This is a genomic window from Neorhizobium galegae bv. orientalis str. HAMBI 540, assembly GCF_000731315.1.
Taxonomy (GTDB): domain Bacteria; phylum Pseudomonadota; class Alphaproteobacteria; order Rhizobiales; family Rhizobiaceae; genus Neorhizobium; species Neorhizobium galegae.
Window position 1 is genome coordinate 3,667,522 of record NZ_HG938353.1, and the last position, 23,013, is coordinate 3,690,534.

Annotated in this window: 23 protein-coding genes, 1 tRNA gene and 1 pseudogene; 12 read left to right on the forward strand and 13 right to left on the reverse strand. The window is 61.6% G+C overall.

Annotated elements, in window-relative coordinates:
• The first annotated feature begins 34 nt into the window (after window positions 1–34).
• Entirely contained in the window at window positions 35–334 is a 300-nt protein-coding gene (gene rpmB, locus RG540_RS17860) for a 50S ribosomal protein L28 (RefSeq protein ID WP_037081685.1), read from the forward strand.
• 116 nt (window positions 335–450) lie between these two features.
• On the forward strand, window positions 451–1,089 hold the full coding sequence (locus tag RG540_RS17865) for a queuosine precursor transporter (RefSeq protein WP_038590682.1): 639 nt from the start codon (window positions 451–453) through the stop codon (window positions 1,087–1,089).
• Window positions 1,090–1,115: 26 nt separating this feature from the next.
• On the opposite strand, the gene RG540_RS17870 is transcribed toward RG540_RS17865, so the two are convergent.
• The 4 genes from RG540_RS17870 to RG540_RS17885 form a co-directional block, all read right to left on the reverse strand.
• Window positions 1,116–2,105, reverse strand: coding sequence for an esterase-like activity of phytase family protein (locus RG540_RS17870; RefSeq protein WP_038590686.1), 990 nt, complete (start codon window positions 2,103–2,105; stop codon window positions 1,116–1,118).
• Window positions 2,106–2,115: 10 nt separating this feature from the next.
• The gene (gene cobT, locus RG540_RS17875) at window positions 2,116–4,011 is read right to left on the reverse strand and encodes a cobaltochelatase subunit CobT (RefSeq protein ID WP_038590690.1); all 1,896 of its coding nucleotides are present in this window, start codon (window positions 4,009–4,011) and stop codon (window positions 2,116–2,118) included.
• 14 nt (window positions 4,012–4,025) lie between these two features.
• The gene (gene cobS / locus RG540_RS17880) at window positions 4,026–5,018 is read right to left on the reverse strand and encodes a cobaltochelatase subunit CobS (protein ID WP_038546380.1); all 993 of its coding nucleotides are present in this window, start codon (window positions 5,016–5,018) and stop codon (window positions 4,026–4,028) included.
• A 61-nt stretch (window positions 5,019–5,079) separates the two neighbouring features.
• Complete coding sequence (locus RG540_RS17885; RefSeq protein WP_038546382.1) at window positions 5,080–5,715, reverse strand: J domain-containing protein; 636 nt, start codon at window positions 5,713–5,715, stop codon at window positions 5,080–5,082.
• A 102-nt stretch (window positions 5,716–5,817) separates the two neighbouring features.
• Between RG540_RS17885 and RG540_RS17890 the strand changes: the two genes are divergently transcribed.
• Together RG540_RS17890 and RG540_RS17895 are read left to right on the forward strand one after the other, a co-directional pair.
• Window positions 5,818–6,099: a BolA family protein gene (locus tag RG540_RS17890; protein ID WP_038549763.1), complete on the forward strand. Its 282-nt coding sequence runs from the start codon at window positions 5,818–5,820 to the stop codon at window positions 6,097–6,099.
• A 240-nt stretch (window positions 6,100–6,339) separates the two neighbouring features.
• Complete coding sequence (locus RG540_RS17895) at window positions 6,340–6,969, forward strand: inner membrane-spanning protein YciB (protein WP_038590693.1); 630 nt, start codon at window positions 6,340–6,342, stop codon at window positions 6,967–6,969.
• A 51-nt stretch (window positions 6,970–7,020) separates the two neighbouring features.
• Here the strand turns inward: RG540_RS17895 and RG540_RS17900 are convergent.
• The 3 genes and pseudogenes from RG540_RS17900 to RG540_RS17910 form a co-directional block, all read right to left on the reverse strand.
• Window positions 7,021–7,893, reverse strand: a pseudogene (locus tag RG540_RS17900) (HlyC/CorC family transporter); the annotation flags it as partial.
• Window positions 7,894–7,904: 11 nt separating this feature from the next.
• The gene (gene aroB / locus RG540_RS17905; protein WP_046600841.1) at window positions 7,905–9,065 is read right to left on the reverse strand and encodes a 3-dehydroquinate synthase; all 1,161 of its coding nucleotides are present in this window, start codon (window positions 9,063–9,065) and stop codon (window positions 7,905–7,907) included.
• A 2-nt stretch (window positions 9,066–9,067) separates the two neighbouring features.
• Window positions 9,068–9,676: a shikimate kinase gene (locus tag RG540_RS17910; protein ID WP_038590696.1), complete on the reverse strand. Its 609-nt coding sequence runs from the start codon at window positions 9,674–9,676 to the stop codon at window positions 9,068–9,070.
• Window positions 9,677–9,823: 147 nt separating this feature from the next.
• On the opposite strand from RG540_RS17910, the gene RG540_RS32885 reads away from it, so the two are divergent.
• The 5 genes from RG540_RS32885 to RG540_RS17935 all read left to right on the forward strand — a co-directional run bounded on the left by RG540_RS32885 (window position 9,824) and on the right by RG540_RS17935 (window position 13,668).
• The gene (locus RG540_RS32885; protein WP_038546390.1) at window positions 9,824–9,982 is read left to right on the forward strand and encodes a hypothetical protein; all 159 of its coding nucleotides are present in this window, start codon (window positions 9,824–9,826) and stop codon (window positions 9,980–9,982) included.
• A gap of 11 nt (window positions 9,983–9,993) precedes the next feature.
• On the forward strand, window positions 9,994–10,938 hold the full coding sequence (xerD, locus tag RG540_RS17920) for a site-specific tyrosine recombinase XerD (protein WP_038590699.1): 945 nt from the start codon (window positions 9,994–9,996) through the stop codon (window positions 10,936–10,938).
• Window positions 10,939–11,001: 63 nt separating this feature from the next.
• On the forward strand, window positions 11,002–11,955 hold the full coding sequence (locus RG540_RS17925) for an acetyl-CoA carboxylase carboxyltransferase subunit alpha (protein ID WP_038590703.1): 954 nt from the start codon (window positions 11,002–11,004) through the stop codon (window positions 11,953–11,955).
• 181 nt (window positions 11,956–12,136) lie between these two features.
• Complete coding sequence (locus RG540_RS17930) at window positions 12,137–13,438, forward strand: L,D-transpeptidase family protein (RefSeq protein WP_038594174.1); 1,302 nt, start codon at window positions 12,137–12,139, stop codon at window positions 13,436–13,438.
• Window positions 13,435–13,668 carry a sulfurtransferase TusA family protein gene (locus RG540_RS17935; protein WP_038590706.1) on the forward strand — a complete coding sequence of 78 codons (234 nt, stop codon included), beginning with the start codon at window positions 13,435–13,437 and terminating at the stop codon, window positions 13,666–13,668. Before RG540_RS17930 ends, RG540_RS17935 begins: the two co-directional genes overlap by 4 nt.
• 6 nt (window positions 13,669–13,674) lie before the next feature.
• Here RG540_RS17935 and RG540_RS17940 read toward each other — a convergent pair whose 3' ends face one another.
• Window positions 13,675–14,850 carry a CobW family GTP-binding protein gene (locus RG540_RS17940; RefSeq protein WP_038590708.1) on the reverse strand — a complete coding sequence of 392 codons (1,176 nt, stop codon included), beginning with the start codon at window positions 14,848–14,850 and terminating at the stop codon, window positions 13,675–13,677.
• A gap of 13 nt (window positions 14,851–14,863) precedes the next feature.
• The gene (locus RG540_RS17945; RefSeq protein WP_046600822.1) at window positions 14,864–15,982 is read right to left on the reverse strand and encodes a D-alanyl-D-alanine carboxypeptidase family protein; all 1,119 of its coding nucleotides are present in this window, start codon (window positions 15,980–15,982) and stop codon (window positions 14,864–14,866) included.
• Window positions 15,983–16,140: 158 nt separating this feature from the next.
• Here RG540_RS17945 and RG540_RS17950 point away from each other — a divergent pair, with 158 nt between their 5' ends.
• The gene (locus RG540_RS17950; protein ID WP_038590714.1) at window positions 16,141–17,304 is read left to right on the forward strand and encodes a M20 aminoacylase family protein; all 1,164 of its coding nucleotides are present in this window, start codon (window positions 16,141–16,143) and stop codon (window positions 17,302–17,304) included.
• Between the two features lie 55 nt (window positions 17,305–17,359).
• Window positions 17,360–17,436 (forward strand) — tRNA-Arg (locus RG540_RS17955).
• An 8-nt stretch (window positions 17,437–17,444) separates the two neighbouring features.
• Here the strand turns inward: RG540_RS17955 and RG540_RS17960 are convergent.
• On the reverse strand, window positions 17,445–17,984 hold the full coding sequence (locus RG540_RS17960; RefSeq protein WP_038590716.1) for a DUF2937 family protein: 540 nt from the start codon (window positions 17,982–17,984) through the stop codon (window positions 17,445–17,447).
• Window positions 17,985–18,026: 42 nt separating this feature from the next.
• On the reverse strand, window positions 18,027–19,256 hold the full coding sequence (locus tag RG540_RS17965; RefSeq protein WP_244446584.1) for an FAD-dependent oxidoreductase: 1,230 nt from the start codon (window positions 19,254–19,256) through the stop codon (window positions 18,027–18,029).
• Between the two features lie 133 nt (window positions 19,257–19,389).
• Here RG540_RS17965 and dxr point away from each other — a divergent pair, with 133 nt between their 5' ends.
• Window positions 19,390–20,577, forward strand: coding sequence for a 1-deoxy-D-xylulose-5-phosphate reductoisomerase (gene dxr, locus RG540_RS17970; RefSeq protein WP_038590722.1), 1,188 nt, complete (start codon window positions 19,390–19,392; stop codon window positions 20,575–20,577).
• A 187-nt stretch (window positions 20,578–20,764) separates the two neighbouring features.
• On the opposite strand, the gene hemA is transcribed toward dxr, so the two are convergent.
• Both hemA and RG540_RS17980 read right to left on the reverse strand, forming a co-directional pair.
• Entirely contained in the window at window positions 20,765–21,979 is a 1,215-nt protein-coding gene (gene hemA, locus RG540_RS17975; RefSeq protein WP_038590724.1) for a 5-aminolevulinate synthase, read from the reverse strand.
• A gap of 226 nt (window positions 21,980–22,205) precedes the next feature.
• Entirely contained in the window at window positions 22,206–23,003 is a 798-nt protein-coding gene (locus RG540_RS17980; protein WP_038590726.1) for an FAD binding domain-containing protein, read from the reverse strand.
• Window positions 23,004–23,013 lie beyond the last annotated feature (10 nt).

Genomic DNA, 23,013 nt, shown 5'->3' on the forward strand with positions numbered 1-23,013 from the left:
TACCATCCGATTGCAGAAGAACAAAGGTGTATCCATGTCTCGTGTGTGCGAACTGACCGGCAAGGGCGTTCAGACCGGCAACAACGTAAGCCACGCCAACAACAAGACCCGCCGTCGGTTCCTGCCGAACCTGTGCCAGGTCACGTTGATCTCCGACGCTCTCGGCCAGCGTTATCGCCTGCGCGTTTCGGCGCACGCTCTGCGCTCCGTCGAACATCGTGGCGGCCTCGATGCCTTCCTGTTGAAGTCCGACGAGACCGAACTGTCGATGCGCGCCCGCCTGCTGCGCCGCCAGATCGTCAAGAAGACCGCCGAAGTCGCTGCTGCGGCCTGATCGGTCTGACGACAAATCATTCGGCTTTGAACAAGGCTTGAACGGGTAATACCGGCCAGGCCTTTTCTCTTGGCCTTCATAAAACTCCAACTGGTGGCATCACCCAGGATAAAAAAATGCTGAGCTCACGCTATACTTTCATCTATGCCCTGCTGATGGCGGCCATCGTCGGCGCCTCCAATTTCCTAGTGCAGTTTCCGGTCACGGGAACGCTCTGGGGCATCGCCCTTGGCGATCTCCTTACCTGGGGCGCGTTCACCTATCCGGTCGCATTCCTGATCACCGACCTGACCAATCGCCAGTTCGGTCCCTCGATTGCGCGACGTGTCGTGCTTGTCGGTTTCGTCGTCGGCGTCGCGCTGTCCTTCTGGATTTCCGTTCCGCGTATCGCGATCGCATCCGGCACCGCCTTTCTGATCGGCCAGCTTCTCGACATCTCGGTGTTCAATGAACTGCGCCGCAAGACCTGGTGGAAGGCGCCGCTGGCGGCATCGCTGATCGGCACGGTAGTCGATACGATCCTGTTCTTCTCGCTGGCCTTCGCCCCGCTCTTCGCCTTCATCGGCCCGAACGAGAATTTCGCGATCCAATCCGCACCGATCCTCGGCGCGTTTGCCGCAGAAGCCCCGCGCTGGATCTCCTGGGCGCTCGGCGACCTCGTGGTCAAGATCCTAGTCGGCGTCGTCCTGCTCCTGCCCTATGGCGCACTGATGAACGTGCTGAAGCCGATGCCGCAGGTCGCTCCGGCCAGCTAACTCAAGCGCAGACATTTCGCTTGGCGTCATTGCGTCAGGCGGAATTCCAGCATCACGTTACGCTGCAGCAGATTGCCGTTATCATCCGAAATCAGGATGAGGTGCGGCTTGCCCTCCGGCCCGGTGATGACGTCGAGCCCTTCCATGTTGTCGATGGCATAACCCATGTCGGCATCGACCAGCACTTCGCCGTCGACGACGACGCCGGGGCGGATGCTGTCGCCCTTGATGAGGCGGATGCGCATGCCGAGACCGCCGAGAAAGCTGAAGCGGCGTTCGAGCAGCAGGAAATCGCCGTTCGGCAGGAAGGCGCCATCGGTCGCGTCGAAGGGATCGTGCCGCACCACTGTGAACACGCCCTTGAGCGGCCCCTCCAGGATGGCGGCGAAAAGGTTCCCCTGGTCATCGAGGCTATGCTCGGTGACGACGATGGGCGATCCCTTGAGCGGACCGGTCTGGGGCGAGATAGCCACCGTCTCCATGCCCGCATTCATCCGGAACTCGTGGCGGGGGATCGGGAGATCGAGGCTCTTCAGGGGAGCGGAGGTCTCGAACCCCGGATCGGGATAGGCATCGACGCGATGCAGTTGCTCGAAGCTGACGATCGCGTGGCCGTCCCTCAGCGCCAGGCCCTCGGCGTCCGAAGTGTATTTCGAACCGACCCGGCCGCCGCGGATGAGGATCGGATTGATGGCGAGATCGGTGAGGTTGGCGAGGCGCCCCTTGGCATCCCGCTCGATGCGGCCGGTCAGCCAGGAACCGGTATCGAGCACCGACACGAACCTTTCGCCATCGGCGCGAAAACGGATGCTCGACAGCGACTGCAGCCGGCTATCGGACGATGAAAATTCGATTCCACCGAGAAATTCGAGCGATCCAAAGCGTGTTTCCGCCGAACCGCGCTTGAATTCGGTGATCGCGCGCGCCCTGACCGAGATATTTTCGGTGGCCGGCGCCACCGGGAAAGCGATGACGCCAAAAAGGCCGGCCCAGACGACGAGGCGGGAAAGTTTCAAGCGGCGGACCTCAGCTGGCCCGTCGCATGCGGCCCTGCTGCCTGCCGTTTTCCGCAAACAGTTCGGCGAGCTGCTCGGTCATCGCCCCGGCAAGCTCGTCCGCATCGACGATCGTCACGGCCTTGCGATAGTAGCGCGTCACGTCGTGGCCGATACCGATCGCCAGCAGCTCCACCGGCGAGCGCGTCTCGATCTGTTCGATCACCGCGCGCAGATGCCGTTCGAGATAATTGCCCGGATTGACCGACAGCGTCGAATCGTCGACCGGCGCGCCATCCGAGATCATCATCAGGATCTTGCGCTGCTCGCGGCGGGCGATCAGGCGGTTATGCGCCCACATCAGCGCCTCGCCGTCGATGTTTTCCTTGAGCAGGCCTTCGCGCATCATCAGGCCGAGATTGCGGCGCGAACGGCGCCATGGCGCATCCGCCGACTTATAGACGATATGGCGCAGGTCGTTGAGGCGGCCGGGCGTCGGCGGCTTGCCGCTTGCCAGCCACTTTTCGCGCGCCTGCCCGCCCTTCCAGGCCTTGGTGGTGAAGCCGAGAATCTCGACCTTGACGCCGCAGCGCTCCAGCGTGCGGGCAAGGATGTCGGCGCAGGTGGCGGCAACCGTAATCGGCCGGCCGCGCATCGAGCCGGAATTGTCGATGACCAGGGTGACGACCGTATCGCGGAACTGCGTATCGCGCTCCTTCTTGAAGGAGAGCGGCTGCATCGGATCGATGATCAGGCGCACCAGACGGGCCGGATCGAGATACCCCTCTTCGAGATCGAAGTCCCAGGAGCGGTTCTGCTGCGCCATCAGGCGGCGCTGCAGGCGGTTGGCAAGCCGGCCGACGGCGCCCTGAAGATGGGCAAGCTGCTTGTCGAGGAACGCCCGCAGCCGGTCGAGTTCCGCTTCGTCGCAAAGCTCTTCGGCCGTGATTTCCTCGTCGAATTCCTGGGTGAAGATCTTGTAGTCGACCTTCTCGTTGAAATCGTCGAACGGGCTGTTGGGCCGCCGGGTCTCTCCGGGCGTCTCGGAATGTTCGTCGCTGTCGTCCGACATGTCGTCGTCGGACATTTCCGCGCCGTCCATCTCGCCGTCGTCCATTTCCTCGTCGGAAGCGTCGCTCTGCTCGGCAGGCGCAGCGTCGGAACCCGCTTCTTCCTCGACCTCGTCGTTCTCGGTCTCGTTGCTGCGCGGCTGGTCTTCCTGGTCCGGGTTCTCCATCTCCTCCGGATCGGTATCGTCGTCGGCAAACTCCTCCGCCATCTGCATGGAGGTCAGCATGTGCCGCACCAGCTTGGCGAACGCCTGCTGGTCCTCGATCACATTTCCGAGATTGTCGAGATCGCCGGCCGCCTTGTCCTCGATGAACGGGCGCCAGAGATCGAGCACCTTGCCGGCACTCGCCGGCGGCTTGATGCCGGTGAGCTTCTCGCGCACCAGCATGGCGACCGCTTCGCCGATCGGCGCATCTTCCTGCCGTTCGACGCCAGAGAAATTCGCCTTCGAATATTTTTCGGCATGCATCGAACTGAGGTTCGATGCCATGCCGGCCATGCGCAATGCGCCGATCGACTCGACGCGCGCCTGCTCGACGGCATCAAAGACGACGCGTGCATCGGCGCCCTGCGGCGACATGCTGGCATGCACGTTGGTATCGTGGCAGGCGATCCGCAGCGCCATGGAATCGCCGAGCCCGCGGGTCACCGCGAGCTCGTGTGCCGTCGGTCGCTTGGAGATTTCCGGCAGGCGGATGCGCTCGCCGGCAAGGCCCGGACGCTCGTTGGCGAACGTGACCTCGACTTCGTTATTGCCGGCAATCGAGCGCACGCAGCCGCTAATTGCCCGCCGCAACGGTTCGGTATCGACCGGACCGCCGGATTTGGCTTTCGAATTGTCTCCGCGACCTGCCATGATCTCGTCTCCGCTTAGGCTCCGAGAACGATGTTGGCGGCACTTTCCTTCAGCTCGACGCCGAAGGCGCGCTGGTACTGTTCGGCGACCAGCGTGCGTTCCAGTTCGTCGCACTTGTTGAGGAAGGTGATGCGGAAGGCGAACGCGATGTCACCGAAAATCTCGGCGTTTTCCGCCCAGGTGATGACGGTACGCGGGCTCATGACGGTCGAGAGATCGCCGTTGATGAAGGCCGAACGGGTAAGATCCGCGACGCGCACCATCTTCGACACGGTCTCGCGGCCCTCGGCCGTGCGACCGAAGGACTTGACCTTGGCGGCGACGATGTCGACTTCCTTCTGGTGCGGCAGATAGTTCAGCGTCGTCACGATCGACCAGCGGTCCATCTGTGCCTGGTTGATCTGCTGCGTGCCGTGATAAAGGCCGGTCGTGTCCCCGAGGCCTACCGTATTGGCGGTCGCGAAGATGCGGAATGCCGGGTGAGGACGGATGACACGGCTCTGGTCGAGCAGGGTCAGGCGACCGGAGGATTCCAGAACGCGCTGGATGACGAACATGACGTCCGGGCGGCCGGCATCGTATTCGTCGAAGACGAGCGCGACATTGTGCTGGTAGGCCCAGGGCAGGATGCCGTCCTTGAATTCGGTGACCTGCTTGCCATCCTTCAGCACGATCGCGTCCTTGCCGACGAGATCGATACGGCTGACATGGCTGTCGAGGTTGATACGCACGCACGGCCAGTTGAGGCGAGCTGCGACCTGCTCGATATGGGTGGACTTGCCGGTGCCGTGGAAGCCGGACACCATGACGCGTCGGTTATGTGCAAAGCCGGCGAGAATAGCGAGCGTCGTATCGCGGTCGAACAAGTAGTCCGGGTCGAGATCCGGTACGTAGGGGTCGCCGCTGCTATATGCCGGAACCCTGATATCGCTGTCGATGCCGAAGACTTCCCTGACCGAAACGGTGGTATCGGGAAGGTTGGAAATATCTAGATCAATCTTACTCATCGTCTCTCCAAGGCGCGAGCCGCCGCCCGGCCGTCATCCTTACTGCCATAATTTTTACGGCTTAGCAGAAACCCGCCTGCTTCAACAACTGATATGCTTGAATGACGGCACGAAAACGTTCTTCCGAACCGCGGTCGCCGCCATTCGCATCCGGATGATGTTTCTTGACCAGTTCCTTGTAGCGGGTCTTGATCTCCGCCGCGGACGCATTGGCCGCCAACTCCATCGTATCGAAGGCTTTGGCTTCCAATGTCTTCAGCTTGCGCCCCTGCGTCTGGAAACGGGGGCCGGCCGCCCGCGCACTGGACACGAAGCCGAACGGATCCCTGAAGCGCTGCTGGGCGCCGGTAGCGCCGGCAGCCCCTGAACGCGCCGTCGAGTGAAGCGGGGCATCCTTGGCGGCCTTGTTGACGCCGACGGTCCAGGTCGGACGATGGCCGGTGATCGCCTCTTTCTGGTAACGGGCGATCTCGCTGTCCGAGAGGCCGGAGAAATAGTTATAGCCCTTGTTGTATTCCCTGACGTGTTCGAAACAGAACAGAAAGAACTGGCCTTCCGCGTTGCGGCCAACGGGTGCGCGATGGACGCCGGGCTTGTCGCACCCGTCCCATTGGCAAGTGGGCGCTTCAGGCACAGCTTCCTGCTGCCTGTTCTTGCGCGTCCGGATGCGGTCGAAATATTTGGAATCTAGTTTCATAAGGCCCTCATTATGGGGCGACGAAGAGGGCGCGGCAAGAATTGACAAAGTCCTTTCTTACTGGTTTGTGAGATGCCCTTTTGCGTCGCAACGGAGACCGCGATGTCCGTCAAATCCCGAATCGAAATCACGCTTACCGACAATCTTGAGCCGGAACGGCTGATCGTCATCGATGAAAGCCATCAGCACGCCGGCCATCAGCCCGACATCACCGGAACCGGCGAAACCCATATGCGGGTTCGCATCGTTTCGAAAAAATTTTCCGGAATGAGCCGGCTCGACCGACATCGGACGGTGAATGCCCTACTGAAGCCGGAACTCGACGCCGGGCTCCACGCGCTCGCGGTGGAAGCCTCGGCACCCGGGGAACCGACCCGCTGGTAGCAGGACTTAGATAGGGATGACCTAGCGAGAGGCCAAGGTACGGGCTCACTCCTTGTGGGGTATCGCTTTGGCCGACCCGCACTGCTTCCCGGTAGTTGACGGAGCAGCGGTCGCTTGACGCCCGGAAGCTGACATTGCTCCTTCTGAAACAAAAGGATATTTGACATCAGCATTAGGGAATGCGGCACTGCGCTAACAGGCGACATTTTCTGCAACAGTCGCAACAAGGGCTAGCTTCCAATGAAAGCCTTCCTGCAAACGGCCAGATTATTGCTCAGCGATTTGGCCTCAAGCCTGCTCTTTCTCGTCCTGTTCTCCCTGACCCATAATGCCGTTCTTTCGGCTTGCCTCGGAATGTTGCTTGGACTTATTCAGATCGCGGTGCAGTTTGCCCGGCGAAAGCCGATCGACGTCATGGAATGGGTCAGTCTTTTCCTCGTGATCGCGTCGGGCACCGCAACGGTGTTGACGGACGACCCGCGCTTTGTCCTGTTCAAGCCAAGCGCGATTTACGCGATCATTGGCATTGTGATGCTGAGGCCCGGCTGGATGAACCGCTACTTGCCTCCGATTGCAAGGGCTGTCGCGTCCGACATCGCGACTTATGTTGGTTTTGCGTGGGCAGGTCTCATGTTTATCTCCGCCATGTTGAATGCCTATCTAGCAATGAGCAAGGACGTGGCAACCTGGGCGCTGACCATGACGATCTTCGGAATTGCCAGCAAAGCGGTTCTATCCATAGCCGGATTTGCTGCAATACGCCTCACGGCGCGGCGGCGGATTCGCGCCATGCCGGTCGTTGAGCGCGAAGACCTGCTGATTTCGACAGGTTGGCAAGCCAAATCATCAACGTTGCCGAAGTCTGCCTAGGGCGGAAAGCCGGCAATTTCAGCGCTTGAAAGCCTTTCGCAAAACGAAAGACTATTCCGCCGGCAGCGCCGCATCTCCCACCGGGCGGATGCGCAGCCGCGTGATGCGGTTCTTCTCGCGCTTCATCACCGTGAAGCGCTTGCCATAGAACGTAAACGCCTGCCGCTCCTCCGGGATCAGCTTCGATTCGTGGATAACGAGGCCCGCGATCGTCGTCGCCTCCTCATCCGGCAGGCTCCAGTCCAGCGCGCGGTTCAGATCGCGGATCGGCACTGAACCATCGACGACGATCGAACCGTCGGCTTCCTGGCGAACGCCCTGGATCTCGATATCGTGCTCGTCGGCGATATCGCCGACGATCTCCTCAAGAATGTCTTCGAGCGTGACGATGCCCTGCACCTCGCCATATTCGTCGACGACGACCGCGAAATGCCCCTTGCGCCGCAGGAAGGCGCTGAGCTGGTCCTTGAGGCTGGTGCTGTCCGGCACGAACCAGGGTTTTTGGGCGATCTTGACGATGTCGAGATTTTCCGGCTCGACATTCGGCTCGGCGAGTGCCCGCAGCAGGTCCTTGGCGTGGACGACGCCGATGATGTTCTCGGTCGAATTGCGCCAGAGCGGCATGCGCGTATAGGGGCTTTCGAGGACGGTGCGTACCGCCACTTCCGGCGGATCGTCGGCGTTGACCGCCCGCATGACGGTGCGGTGCCGCATCACGTCGGAGACTTCGAGCTCCTCGAGCTCGAAGAGGCCATTCAGCCGGTCACGGTCCTGCTTTTCGAAATTTCCGTCGCGATGAACGATATCGAGAGCGGCGTGCAGATCGTCGTGGCTGGAAAGCGCCAGGGTCTGTTCCGACAGGGAAACGCCGAGCGCGCGAAGAAACCCGCGGATCACCGCGTTAACAGCACGCGACTTAAGGCCCTGTTTGGACGTCATTTCGGCCGTTTTTCCTCCAGGAAACTCAAGACCTCGGACGACGGCACGTCGTTGGCGACAAAGGACTGACCGATGCCATGGGTGAGGATGAAGGTGAGCTTGCCGCTCATCACCTTCTTGTCCTGCGCAATCGCGTCCAGCAACCTCTCCGTCGGCGGCAGTTTTCCGGGAATATCGCTCATCGACGTCGGCAGGCCGACGGCCTTGAGATGGGCCGTCACCCGCACCGCGTCGTCTGGGCTTGCAAGGTTCAGGCGCGCCGAGAACTGATGTGCCAGCACCATGCCGATCGCCACGCCCTCGCCGTGCACCAGGCGGCGGCTGTCATATTCGGTCGCCGCTTCCAGCGCGTGGCCGAACGTGTGGCCGAGATTGAGCAATGCCCGCCGGCCCATCTCGCGCTCGTCCTCGACCACCACGTCGGATTTCGCCTGACAGCTGACGGCAATCGCCTCGATCCGCTCCGGACCGCCGGCAAATACGGCTTTCCAGTTCTTTTCGAGCCAGGCGAAAAAATCCGGCTGATCGATGAGGCCGTATTTCGCCACTTCCGCATAACCGGCCCGGAATTCGCGCTCGGAGAGCGAATCGAGTGCCGCGGTATCGGCGAGAACGAGGTCCGGCTGATGGAAGACGCCGAGCAGGTTCTTGCCGTGGCGGGTGTTGATGCCGGTCTTACCGCCGACCGACGAATCGACCTGCGCCAAAAGCGAGGTCGGAATCTGCACGAAGCGCACGCCGCGCCGCACGATGCCGGCTGCAAAACCGGCAAGATCGCCGATCACGCCGCCGCCGAGCGCGATCACCGCGTCGTTGCGCTCGATACGGGCCGAAAGCACCATATCGGTGACGGTTGCCAAATGTTCGAAACTTTTGGTCTTTTCGCCGGCCGGCAGCGTTAGCGACACGGCTTCGATCCCGTCCGTCTGCAAGCTGTCCATCAGCGCTTCGAGATAAAGCGGCGCGACGTGCTCGTCAGTGACGATGGCTGCCTTGCGGCCCTTCAGCCGCGCGGTGATCTCGCCGCCGGCACGCGTGATCAAGCCGGGGCCGATCAGGATGTCATAGGCCCGTTCACCGAGCGGCACGTGCACCAGACGCTCCGGGGAGCGTTCCTCGGTTCGGGCCTCGGATCGGCCCTCGGATCGGGAAGACATGTTCATTGCAATTCACCTTCGCTGGGCAATTCACTTTCGCCGGACAGATTGGCCACAGCGGCAAGCACCTCGTTGACCATCACGTCCTTGCGGACGTTTTCGGACAGCACCGTCACATCGGCCTCGGCATAGATCGGATAACGCTGGATCATCAGATTTTCGAGCGTCTGCCTGGGGTTCTCGGTCTTCAGCAACGGCCGGTGGTCGCGTTTGTTCACCCGTTCCCACAAAACGTCGAGATCTGCCTTCAGCCAGATGGAAATACCGCCGATCTTGATCTGGTGGCGGGTGTTCTCGTTGATGAAGGCGCCGCCGCCAGTCGAAACCACGCGCGGGCCGCCCCTCAGCAGCCGCTCGATGACCCTGGTTTCCAATGCCCGGAACTCCGTCTCGCCGTAGGCAGCAAAAAGTTCGCTGATGGTCATGCGGGAAACCTTCTCAATCTCCGCATCCGTATCGATGAAGGGAATCGAAAGGCTCTGCGCCACCAGCCGGCCGATCGCCGATTTGCCCGCCCCCATCAGCCCGACGAAGATCAGGTTGCGCTTGCCGAGAACGGCGCGCGCCTTTTCGCTGAGGGCGGGTGCGGCGGAGGTTGCGGCTTCTGTCATCGTTAGGTCCGTTTCGAGAAAACGGTATCGACAAATGCATCGGCAGCGTCAAGCCGTCGCAACCCTCAAAGAATGCGGGGGATTGTTTGTTCTTGCCGATATGTAAACCTTTATCGATATATTGCGACGCAACCCCAGGAGTCGTGAATGCCCACCCTTTTCCGTTTCCTTTTCGTGCTGGCGGCGATCGCAGGCATCGTTTATGGAAGCATGGTGGCTCTCGTCATGCTGGTGGATCCGCACGAGCGCGATGTGACGGTGCGCATTCCTTCCGAGAGGTTGAACCCGGCAGCGCCGAAACAATAACGGCAGGGAACATGGCCGATCTTTCCCGAGCTCATATCGAAGCCTTTCTCGAAATGATGAGCGCCGAGCGGGGAGCCGCCGGCAACACGCTCACCTCTTACGAACGCGATCTCGAAGATCTGCAGTCCTTCCTCGTTGCCAGCAACACCTCGGCCCTGACGGCTGAAAGCGCCAGCCTCTCCGCCTATCTCGCCCATCTCGGCGCCCAAGGTTTTGCCGCTTCGTCCCAGGCAAGAAAACTGTCGGCGATGCGGCAGTTCTACAAATTCCTCTATGCCGAGGGCCTGCGCGGCGATGACCCGACCGCGATCCTCGACGCGCCGAAAAAAGGCCGTTCGCTGCCGAAGATCATGAGCGAGGACGAGGTGACGCGCCTGCTGGACCTCGCCGCCAAGGAAGCCGGCGAACCCGGGCCGGACCAGCTCGGGCGTCTCAGAATGCTGGCGCTGCTCGAATTGCTCTACGCGACCGGCATGCGCGTCAGCGAACTGGTATCGCTGCCGATCAAGGTTCTCGACCAGGAGGGCCGTTTCCTGATCATCCGCGGCAAGGGCAACAAGGAGCGTCTCGTGCCGCTTTCCCGTTCGGCGATCGCGGCCGTCGCATCCTATGGCGAGGTCCGGCGGCTGGCACTCGCAAAGACCGGCGACAGCCCGTGGCTGTTTCCTTCGACCGGCAAGGGGGGCTACCTGCCGAGGCAGGTGTTTGCCCGCGACCTCAAGGGTCTGGCGGCGCGCGCCGGACTTAGAGCCGCCGCAATCTCTCCCCATGTGATGCGCCATGCCTTCGCAAGCCACCTCCTCCAGAATGGGGCAGACCTTCGAGTTGTGCAGGAACTGCTCGGCCATTCCGACATTTCCACCACCCAAATCTATACGCATGTACTGGAAGAAAGGCTGCGAGAGCTGGTTCAAACACACCACCCTCTTGCAAAACAGGCCAAAAACCGGGATTAGAGGCCCCAAACACAAAATGGGAACTCCGTGTTCCTGAGATAAAACAACCGGAAACCGGCTCTCATGCAGACTTATCTCGATTTCGAAAAGCCAATCTCGGACCTCGAAGGCAAGATTCACGAGCTCAAAAAGCTCGCCTCCGAGGACGAAAGCATCGATACGTCCGAGGAAATCGGCAGGCTGGAGACCCGGGTCAGGGAAGCCACAAGGGAAATCTATTCCAAGCTTGGCGCCTGGGAGAAAACGCAGGTCGCGCGCCATCCGCAGCGACCGCATTTCCTCGATTACTCCGCCTACTTGTTCACCGATTTCACGCCGCTCGCCGGCGACCGCAATTTCGGCGAAGACGCCGCCATCCAGGCCGGCCTTGCCCGCTTCAACGGCATGCCCGTCGCGGTCATCGGCCAGGAAAAGGGCCATGACACCAAGACGCGTCTCAAGCACAATTTCGGCAGCGCACGTCCGGAAGGCTATCGCAAGGCAATCCGCGTCATGGAAATGGCTGATCGTTTCCACCTGCCGGTCATCACCCTCATCGACACTGCAGGCGCCTATCCCGGCGTCGGCGCCGAGGAACGCGGCCAGGCAGAGGCCATCGCGCGCTCGACGGAAATGTGCCTGGGCCTGAAAGTGCCGATGGTTTCGGTCGTGATCGGCGAAGGCGGCTCCGGCGGCGCCATCGCGATCGCCACCGGCAACCGCGTCTACATGCTCGAACATTCGATCTATTCGGTCATCTCCCCGGAAGGCGCGGCATCGATCCTCTGGCGCGATTCGACCCGCGCCCGCGAGGCTGCGACCAATATGAAGATCACCGCCGAAGACCTGAAGGGTCTCGGCATCATCGACGACATCATCCCGGAGCCGGTCGGCGGGGCGCATCGCGAGCCCGAGGCCGTCATCACCGCGACGGGCAAGGTCATCGCTTCGGCACTGGAAGATCTCGGCAGGCTCTCGGGCGAGGAAGTGCGGGCTGCACGCCGGCAGAAATTCCTCGATATCGGCCGTAATCTGTGATCTCCGGCTGTCCGCCGCTCAAATAGCCAAATTTGGCCATATTGCTGATAACATTGGGTGCCGGGCGGTTTTACTGGACAGGCCGGCGCAAGCGGTTAAGAATATGTAAAGATTACCGCTTTATTCCTAGAAGTCCTGTACCGAATTCGTTCGTCGTTCCAAGTCTATGTGGTCCGTCTCGATGCGCCTGAAACACATCGCTTTCACTCTCCTCGTGGCAACAGCCCTGACGGGCTGCAACGATACGCTCGATTCCGCGAGCGTCGACCTGAAGAGCGTCAAGAACAAGGTCGAGCAGCCCCTGCCTTCAAGCATTCTCGCCGAGATGCAGAAGAAGGACATGCCGCGCAATTCGCCGATCATGATCCGCATCCTCAAGGAAGAGGGCAAGCTGGAGGTCTGGAAGGCGAGAGCCGACAACCGCTTCGAGGTGATCAAGAGCTACGACATCTGCGCCTGGTCCGGGAAGCTCGGCCCCAAGGTCAAGGAAGGCGACCGTCAGGCTCCGGAAGGTTTCTATAATCTGACGCCGGCACACCTGAACCCGAATTCCAAATATTACCTCGCCATCAATACCGGCTTCCCGAACCGCTACGATGCCGCCAACGGCCGCAGCGGATCGAACCTGATGATCCACGGCGCCTGTTCGTCCTCCGGCTGCTATTCGATGACCGACGAACAGGTCCTGGAAATTTACGCCTTCGCCCGCGACGCCTTCAAGGGTGGACAGACCTCCGTGCAGCTCCAGGCTCTTCCCTTCCGGATGACGGCAGAGAACATGGCGCGCCACCGCGACAGCCAGAATTTCGACTTCTGGAAAATGCTGAAGACCGGCTACGATCATTTCGAGGTCACCAAGCGTCCGCCGGAAGTCAACGTCTGCGAAAAGAAGTATGTCTTCAACCAGCAGGCGGATAGCAACGGCACCTTCGCTCCCGCCGCAGCCTGCCCGCCCATGTCCACTCCGCCGGCCCTCTCGGCTGCGCTCACCTCCTACGAAAAGACCTATCAGGTGACTTATGTGAAGGCGCTGGAGAAGTTCGACGGCAAGGTCTGGTACGAGCCGACCGAAGCCGAGCGCAAGGCAGTCGTCGCCGACAAGCGCAAGGGCCGTGATATCGCCTATGCGCCGACCGGAACCTCTCTCGAAGCCGGCAAGCTGCTGAGCCAGTCGGAATTCCAGCAGATGATGGAAAAGCGGATGGCCTCCCAGAACAAGCCGGCCAATACCGTGCTTGCCTCCGCCTCGCCCGTCACCTTCCGTGCCGGTTCCGCCGCCGACCGCATGAAGCAGGACCGCCTGCCGGCAGCCGCAACCGCCGCTCCCGTCGCACAGAGCACCGGTACGGTCCCGACCATCGCCACGGCCCAGGGCACGACCACCGCGGTTCCGATCCCGGCGCAGAACCCGCTCGCCTATGCGGCCCCGCCGGTCACGGAAGAAAAGAAGAAGCCGTTCTGGAAGTTCTGGAGCCAGGAATGACCTCGCGGACCGCAGGCCTCTACGATCTGAGAGGCCTGAAGTGTCCCCTGCCCGTCCTGAAGACGCGCCGTCGGCTGAAAGGCATGCCAAGCGGCACAGAGCTTACGATCGAAACCACCGATCCCCTGGCCGGCATCGACATCCCGCATTTCTGCAATCAGGAAGGCCACGAACTGGTCCGCTCGGAAAAGACCGAGACGGGGCACCGGTTTCTGATCCGCAAGGGTTAAGCGGGCCTACATTCGAAGGCCGGGGACGGCGAGCGGATTGTCTTCCAGCGCCGCACGGTCCGGCCGGTCGACGCGGGGCTGGCCGGTGAATGCGGCAAAAAGATCCGAGACGAAAGCTTCTTCCAACCCTTGAGTAATCAGCACCATGCGGGTGCGCCGGTCGGAGCCGTCAGGCCATTTCGGCAGGCGCTGCGGCGGATGGAAGACGCTCTGCACCCCATGCAGCACCAACGGCCGATCCGGGTTGTCGGAGAGCGCCACGATCGCCTTCATCCTAAGCAGCTTCTCGCCGTGGGCCGAGCGCAGCAGGTCGATGAACATCTCGATCGCCATCGGATCGATCGGCTTGTCGTGGATGATCGAGAAGGAGCGGATGTCGTCGCCGTGACGGTTCACGTCGTGATGATGGTGGTGGTGCCCATCCCCGTGGTGCTCATGGCTATGGTGATGATCATCGTGGTGGTTATGACCATGATTGTGATGATGATGCTCTTCGGCATCGTTCGCCATCTCGTCGTGCAGCCAGCGATCCACGTCGGCGATCTTCGTCGCCGGGTCGTAGAGGCCGTTCACCAGAACGGCAGCCGTGCCGGCCTCCTCGCTGTCACCATCGACGATCAGCGCCCGCGGGTTGAGCGCGGCGAGCCGGCTTTTCAGCGCCGCCAACTGAGAAGCGTCCGCCATTGACTGTTTGGAGATGATCAGCCGGTCGGCCACCGCCACCTGCTTCACCGCTTCCTGATGACGGTCGAGCGTGGAGACACCGTTCACCGCATCGATCACGGTGATGACGCCGTCGAGCTCGAAATTCTGCGCGATGACCGGGTTACCCATCACCGACTGCATGACCGGCGCAGGATCCGCAAGGCCCGTCGTTTCGATGACGATGCGGCGGATCGGCCTCAGACGGCCGGTCTGGATGCCATCCATGATCGAGGCGAGCGAATCCACCAGCTCACCGCGCACCGTGCAGCAGAGGCAGCCATTGGCAATCTCCAGCAGCGCATCGCCGGACGCTTCGACCAGGAAATTGTCGATCCCGACCTCGCCGAACTCGTTGATGATCACCGCCGTATCGCTGGTGCCGGGATCCTTCAGGATGCGGTTCAGCAGGGTCGATTTTCCTGCGCCGAGAAACCCGGTGAGGATGGAGACTGGAATCCGGCTGCGGGCAGAGGACATGATCTATTCTCGTTCAGAATGTCGGACGCGGCTGCGGGATCGGCACATTGAGGGCATTTGCGGCAACCGCTGCCTTCTTGGCGCCCTTGGGCGGCGGCGGGGGAGCCTCGCCGCCGGAAAGCAAGGTCAGGGGCGTATAGACCGGCGGCTGTGCCATTTCATGGATATAGGGCGAATGCTGGATGGTGCGGCCCGCATCGTCACGCGTTTCGCTGCGCACCTTTGCGGCCTTCGGATTGCAGATCTCGGCGCTGACGTCGTTGACCTCAGCCGTATCGCCATAGGCTGCGAGCGCCGGCAGGGCCACGCCCCCGGCCGTCGTTGAGGTCAGTCCCTGCTGCAGCAGGTTGGCGGTGTCGTCGGCTCGGCCGGCGAGGCTGTCCGAGCCCAGCACCACGGAGATTACAGAACGACCGTCCCGTGTCGCGGAACCGATCTGGTTGAACCCGGAGGCACAGATGAAGCCGGTCTTCATACCGTCGGCGCCGTCGAACCGGCCGATCAGCGTGTTGAAATTGGGATATTGCTTGGAGCCGGTATCGATGCCCTCAAGCGAGAAATAGCTCTGGTATTCCGGGAAATCCTGCTTGAGCCTCAGTGTCAGCAGCGCCAGATCGCGGGCGGTCGAGAACTGGCCCTTGCCCGGCAGGCCGTGCGGATTGATGTACTGGGTCGAACTCATGCCGAGCGCCTTGGCCTGGGCATTCATCATCGCCACGAACTGCTCCTGCGTGCCCCCGACGGCCTCAGCCACCGCAACGGCCATGTCATTCGCCGACTTGACGAGCATCATCTTCAGCGCGTTGTCCATCGTCATCGTCGTGCCGGGCGTGAAATACATCTTGCTCGCCGGCTGGTCGGTCGCCCACTTGCTCATCACGACAGGCGTCTCGAGCGAGAGCTTGCCGCTCTTCAGTGCCTTGAAGGCAACGTAGGCGGTCATCAACTTGGTCAGCGACGCCGGATACCATTTCAGGAAGGCGTCCTCATGGGCGATCACCTTGCCGGTCTTCGCATCGACAACGATCTTCGGATTGGCGGCAGCGCTGCCCGCGGATACGAAAAGCCCAATGGCCGTCACGGCAGAAATCAACCGGGTGGCAGACACGGATCGGAGGCTTGAAGTCGACAAGGGTTTCCCTCGTTGTTACGGCTTTAACGAGTGTGGCGCATATGCGGCGTATGTGGCCAAGCAATGGCAAAGAAGATTGATTACGTCAATCATGACAGGCACACTCCGGCCGGGAGGACTTGTCATAACCGCGTGACCAGCCAGCAACAGGGAACATTATGCCGATTTTGAACCGAGCCGCCGAACTTCAGGGCGAAGTCAGCGAGTGGCGACGATATCTTCATGAAAATCCTGAGATTCTTTACGAGGTCGAGAACACCGCCGCCTTCGTGGAACAGAAGCTGAAGGAATTCGGCGTCGACGAAGTGGTGCCCGGCATCGGCCGCACCGGCGTCGTCGGCATCATTCGCGGCAAAGGCCCGGGCGGCCGTACGATCGGGCTCCGCGCCGACATGGACGCGCTGCCGCTCACCGAAATCACCGGCAAACCCTGGGCTTCGAAGGTCCCCGGCAAGATGCACGCCTGCGGCCATGACGGCCACACGTCCATGCTCCTGGGTGCGGCGAAATACCTCGCGGAAACCCGCAATTTCAACGGCACGGTCGCCCTGATCTTCCAGCCCGCCGAAGAGGGTGGCGCCGGTGCGCTGGCGATGGTCGACGACGGCATGATGGAGCGTTTCGGCATCGAGGAAGTCTACGGCATGCACAACATGCCCGGCATTCCGCTCGGCCAGTTCGCCATCCGCAAGGGCGGCATCATGGCAGCACCCGATCGCTTCACCATCACCATCAAGGGCCGAGGCGGCCATGCCGCCCAGCCGCACAAGACCATCGACCCGATCTTTATCGGCTCGCAGCTGGTCGGTAGCTTGCAGGCGATCGCCGCCCGCAATGCCGACCCGGTCCACTCGATCGTCATCTCGGTGACCCGCTTCGACGCCGGCACGGCCTATAACATCATTCCCGACCAGGCGACGCTGTGGGGCACGGTCCGGACGCTCAGCGAGGAAACCCGCGATCTTGCGGAAAACCGCATCCGCCAGATCGTCGAGGGCATCGTCAGTGCTCATGGCGCCTCGTCGGAGATCGATTATTACCGCCAATGCCCGGTTACCTTCAATCATGACCTCGAAACGGAGCATGCGATCGGCGTCGCGACGGAAGTGGTCGGCGCCTCCAACGTCGACACCAATGTCGAGCCGACCATGGCCGGCGAGGATTTCGCCTTCATGCTGAAACGCCGCCCCGGCGCCTTCATCTTCATCGGCAACGGCGACACAGCAGCACTGCACAACCCGCATTACGATTTCGACGACGAGGCGATTTCCTATGGTATTTCCTACTGGGTTCGGCTCGCCGAACAGCGGTTGACGGAATGAGGGCGAGGAAAAGGCTTGGCTAAACGCCTCGCCTTTTGTATGGAATTCCTCATGTGGTCCCATAGCTCAGCAGGATAGAGCGCAGGATTCCTAATCCTGAGGCCGATGGTTCGAATCCATCTGGGATCACCACCTCTCGTTTATCGGGCAATCGTCGGCGTCTGGTCCACCCGTTTCGGCCGCCTGACCGCACGCACGACGCCGCGACGGCCGGCTCCGAGAAGTGCTGCGATCAGCCAGCCGCAGAAGAGCCCGCCCGCAGCCCAGGTTAGGCCCGCGAAATCCACCGGCACGCCGGGCACGAAATCGCGCCAGGCATTTGCGAACGTCGTCGAATCGGGATTGCGCATCACCACGAACGGCTTGGTAAAGGTCGGTGCCAGTGTCAGTTCCCTCTGCTGCTGGGCGAGCATCTCATAACGCGAAAAAGTTCGCCGCATCGCATCGCCCTGATTGCGCAGGAAGGTCTGCGGCGAGGCGGAATAGATGTTGAGCGCTTCCTGGCGATCGAGGCCGTTGTGATTGGCCTGGGCATCGAATTCCGAGATCAGGATCTTCAATTCGTCGAGCGCGCCGCCGATCCGCTGGCGGTATTGCTGTGCGAATTCCGGCGCCTGCGAAAAGAAGATCCCGCCAAGCAGCGCCATCGCCATCGTCAGCATTCTTCCGAGCATGAGCATGGCAAAACCTCGGTTGTTTTGCCGATCAACGACGCGGGGCGGTCAAAGGTTGCCTTGTTTCACCCGCACATGCTCCATGCGGAACCCGAGCCCGATCAGCCGACCGGCCAGATGGGCGAGCAGCGGAAAGCGGGCAATGCCCCGGATGAAGGCCGGCGGCCCCTTGCGTTTCCGGTCGTCCGCCTGGTCGGTGCGGCGGCGGCTCCTCATCATCAACTGCAGCTTCTGCGTTGCCCTGGTCGGAAAACTGCGCCGCTTTTCGACGGCGGCGAGGTCGGTATCGGTGAGGCGATTCTCGCGCAACGGTACGCCCAGGATATTGGCGGCCGCCACAGCATCCTGGATCGCCAGATTGACGCCGACACCGCCGATCGGTGACATCGCATGCGCCGCGTCGCCGATGCAGATCAGCCCTGTCCGCCACCATTGCTTCAGCCGGTCGATGCGCACCGTCAGCAGGTTGGTATCCTCGAAACTGCGGACCTCCTGCACCCGCTCGGCCGGCAGCGGCGAGACGTCGGCGACCATCCGCCGGAAGGCCTCGATGCCCTTCTCGCGGATGTCGGCGAACGTGGTGCGGCGGATCACATACCCGCATTGCCAATAGTCGCCGCGGTCGATCAGCACGAAACCCTGGCGCGGTCCGGCATGGCCCATCACCTCGTTCGGATCGCCCGGTTGTTTCGACAGCTTCATCCAGACGACTTCGCTCGGCATGCCGAAACTCTCGACATCGAGCCCGGCCTTTTCCCGCACGATCGAGTTTCGTCCATCGGCACCGACGACAAGCGTCGAGCGGATGGTGAACTCTCCTTCCGGCGTCTCCATGATGAGGCCCGAGATTGCGCCCTGATCCTCCAGCACGTCCACCACCTTCGCCTGCATGACCAGCCGGAAATTTGGATAGCCTTGCGCCTTCTCGGCAAGAAAGCTCAGAAAATCCCATTGCGGCATGAAGGCGATGAAGCGGTTCTTGACCGGCAGCCGCGAAAAATCTGCGATCGTCACCGTCTTCCCGCCCATCTCTGCGGACAGTTTTGGCGCCCGCGTATGCAGCAGCCTCAAAAATTCGTCGATCAGGCCGAGTTCGTGCATTACCTCCAGCGTCGAGGGATGGATCGTATCGCCGCGAAAATCGCGCAGAAAATCCGCGTGCCTTTCGACGACCACGGCATCGACGCCGGCCCGCGCCAACAAGAGGCCAAGCATCAACCCCGCCGGGCCGGCGCCGGCGATCACGCAAGTCGTCTGGATTTCACGGTGTTCGCTCATCGTCCCACTTCGCGCCAAGAGCATCCATTGTGCAAGCTGCACTTGGTCGCAGCCGGGCCGAATTCAAGCCCGCTCTTGTGAGCCGTGGCTTTCGCTTGTAGACCAACGGCAGCTTTAGGAAATGGAAGACAGCATGGCCGAAACCGGCAAGCGCCGCATCAGCATCCTCGGTTCCACCGGCTCGATCGGCGTCAATACGTTGGATGTGGTGAACCAGCTCGGCGGCCGCGAAGCCTTCGAGATTGTGGCAATCACCGGCAACAGCAACATTGCGCTTTTGGCCGACCAGGCGAAAGCTTGCGGCGCGAAACTGGCCGTTACCGCCGACGACCGTCAGTATGCGGCTCTGAAGGATGCGCTTGCCGGGAGCGGCATCGAAGTTGCGGCTGGCCGCGAGGCGCTGATCGAGGCGGGCGCGCGCCCGTCCGACTGGGTGATGGCGGCGATCGTCGGCACCGCCGGGCTTGCCCCGACACTGGCCGCCGCGAAGCGAGGCGCCGATATCGCGCTCGCCAACAAGGAATGCCTCGTCTCCGCCGGCGAACTGTTCGTCAAGGCGGTGGCCGAAGGCGGCGGACGGCTGATCCCGGTCGACAGCGAACACAGCGCCATCTTCCAGTCGCTCGAAGACGACCAGCACCACGCGGTCGAGCGCATCGTGCTCACCGCCTCCGGCGGGCCCTTCCGCACCTGGACGCGAGAGCAGATGGCGGGCGTTACCGCGGATATCGCCCGCGCCCACCCCAACTGGTCGATGGGCCTGAAAATCTCGATCGGCAGCGCCTCGATGTTCAACAAGGCGCTGGAGATGATCGAGGCGAAACATCTCTTCGATCTGCGCCCCGACCAGATCGAGGTGATCGTCCATCCGCAATCGGTCATCCATTCCATGGTCGGTTATGCCGACGGCTCGGTGCTGGCCCAGCTCGGTTGTCCGGACATGCGCACCGCGATCGGTTATGCGCTGACCTACCCCAACCGCACGAAGCTCGATGTCGAACGGCTGGATTTCGCCAAGCTCGCAAGGCTGGATTTCGAGGCCCCTGACGAGGTCCGTTTCCCAGCGCTGAGGCTGGCGCGCACGGCTCTTGAACGCGGCGGCGTGCAGGGCGCGGTCATGAACGCCGCCGAAGAGATCGCCTTCCACGCCTTCTGCGCCGGCCGCATCGGTTTTCTCAACATGGCTGATATCGCCGAGCAGGTGATGGATGAGATGGTAGGGTTTGGGGCCGCGATGACGATGGACGACGTATTTGCGGCCGATGCCGAGGCGCGGCGCCGCGCCGGTGATATCATCGCTCAAAGGGAAATGGCTGCCTAGGGCGTTAGCCTGTCAAAAGCGCCGGTCACCTGCCGAGGCGGTAACTCCAAACTTTCCTCATTCCTGTGCTTGTCACAGGAATCCAGCCAGCCCAAGTCCGTGGACTGAAAAGACTCTTGCACACCGCAGACGCGGTGTTGCTGGATCCCTGTGACAAGCACAGGGATGAGGGCAGAGGGTTGGTTGGTTAAGCCACGTGCCGCGCGAGCGCGCAGCGCGACCAGAGCTGATGCAGCGAGCTGACCAGGTGCTCGATATCCGCATCGCTATGCAGCGGCGTCGGGGTGATGCGCAGGCGTTCGGTCTTGCGCGGCACGGTCGGATAGTTGATCGGCTGCACATAGACGCCGCAGGTGTCGAGCAAGATATCCGAGATCCATTTGCACTTGGCCGCATCACCGACCATGACCGGCACGATATGGCTCGGGTTGTGCATATGTGGAATACCCTTCTGATCGAGCATGGTGCGCAGCTTGCGGACGCGGTCCTGATGCCGGGCGCGCTCGAACGGGCTTGCCTTCAGATGTCGGATCGAGGCAATCGCCCCAGCTGCCAGCGTCGGCGGCAGCGCCGTCGTGAAGATGAAGCCCGAGGCGAACGAGCGGATGAAATCACAGAGCGCAGTCGAAGCGGCGATATACCCGCCCATCACGCCGAAAGACTTGCCGAGCGTGCCTTCGATGATCGTCAGGCGGTCCATCAGGCCTTCGCGTTCGGCAATGCCGCCGCCGCGCGGGCCGTACATGCCGACCGCATGCACTTCGTCGAGATAGGTCATCGCGCCGTATTTATCGGCAAGATCGCAGATTTCCTTGATCGGCGAAATGTCGCCATCCATCGAATAGATGCTTTCGAAGGCGATCAGCTTCGGCGCATTCGGGTCGGCTGCCGCCAGCTTTGCTTCGAGGTCGTTGAGGTCGTTGTGCTTCCAGATCACCCGTTCGCACTTGGCGTAGCGGATGCCCTCGATCATCGACGCGTGGTTCAACGCATCCGAGAAAATGATCAGGCTGGGGATTTTCTGGCCGAGCGTGCCGAGCGTCGCCCAGTTCGACATATAGCCGGAATTGAAGATCAGCGCCGCTTCCTTGCCATGCAGGTCGGCCAGTTCCTGTTCAAGAACCACGTGATAGTGCGTCGTGCCAGAAATATTCCGGGTGCCTCCCGCACCCGCGCCACAGTGATCGATGGCTTCCTTCATCGCCTCGATCACGGCGGGGTGCTGGCCCATGCCGAGATAATCGTTCGAACACCAGACGGTCACTTCCTTGGGACCATCCGGAGTATGGCGCGTGGCGCGGGGAAAATTGCCGCGATGCCTCTCCAGATCGGCGAACACCCGGTAACGGCCTTCCCCGTGAAGGCCGTCCAGTTCGCTCTTGAAAAATGCCTCGAAGTCCATGCTCACACTCCAGAACCTGCCTCGGTTTTGGTTTCAGCCACGCTTTTCGTCAACCCCGGACCGCGCGAATAGAACCAACCTGCGGCAAAAGGCCCGCTTTTTTTGAATTATTCCAATAAAAAGGTAAGCGATTTCGAAAATGTGAGAATTGATCCACGTCAAGCAGCAAAAAGAAGAGCGGTTTCGCCGCTCTTCCAGTTTTTTTTATCGGCGATCTCGATTCGCCTCAACCGGCAGACGCCACCGCCCTTTTCGCCATGACCTTCACCAGGTTGGCGCGGTATTCCGCGTTCGCGTGCATGTCCGCCATCAGGTTGGAAGCGTCGACCGCGACATTGCTCAGCGCATCCGCCGACCAGTTGGAGGCCAGCGCCTGTTCGAAGCCGGGATGACGGAAAACGCCGGATGAGCCGGCGCCCGTCACCGCGACACGCACGCCGCCGGCGGTTTTGGCGACGAACACTCCGGTCATCGCAAAACGCGAGGCCGGATTGTTGAACTTGGCGTAGCCGGCCTTTTCCGGTGCATCGAAGGTGACAGAGGTCACCATCTCGCCCTCCTCCAGCGCGGTCTCGAAAAGACCGGTGAAGAAATCGTCGGCCGAGATCGAACGACGGTCCGTGACGATGGTCGCGCCGAGCCCGAGCAGGCCGGCGGGATAGTCCGCCGCCGGGTCGTTGTTGGCGATCGAACCCCCGATCGTGCCCATGTGGCGCACATGCGGATCGCCGATATGGCCGGCGAGCTTGCAGATCGCTGGACAGATGGCAGCAAGCTCCCGCGAGGCGGCAACGTCCGCATGCGGCGTGGCGGCACCGATCGTCACCTTGCGGCCGTCGATCGAAATCCCGCGCAGCGTCGGGATATGGCGAAGGTCGATCAGGTCGCTCGGCGCGGCGAGCCGCTGTTTCATGGTGGCGATCAAGGTCATGCCACCGGAAAGGTATTTGCCCTCCTCGTTGGCGGACTTGAGCTTGACGGCATCTTCCACCGAGGATGCACGATGATAGCTGGTAGCGTACATGTCTGTTCTC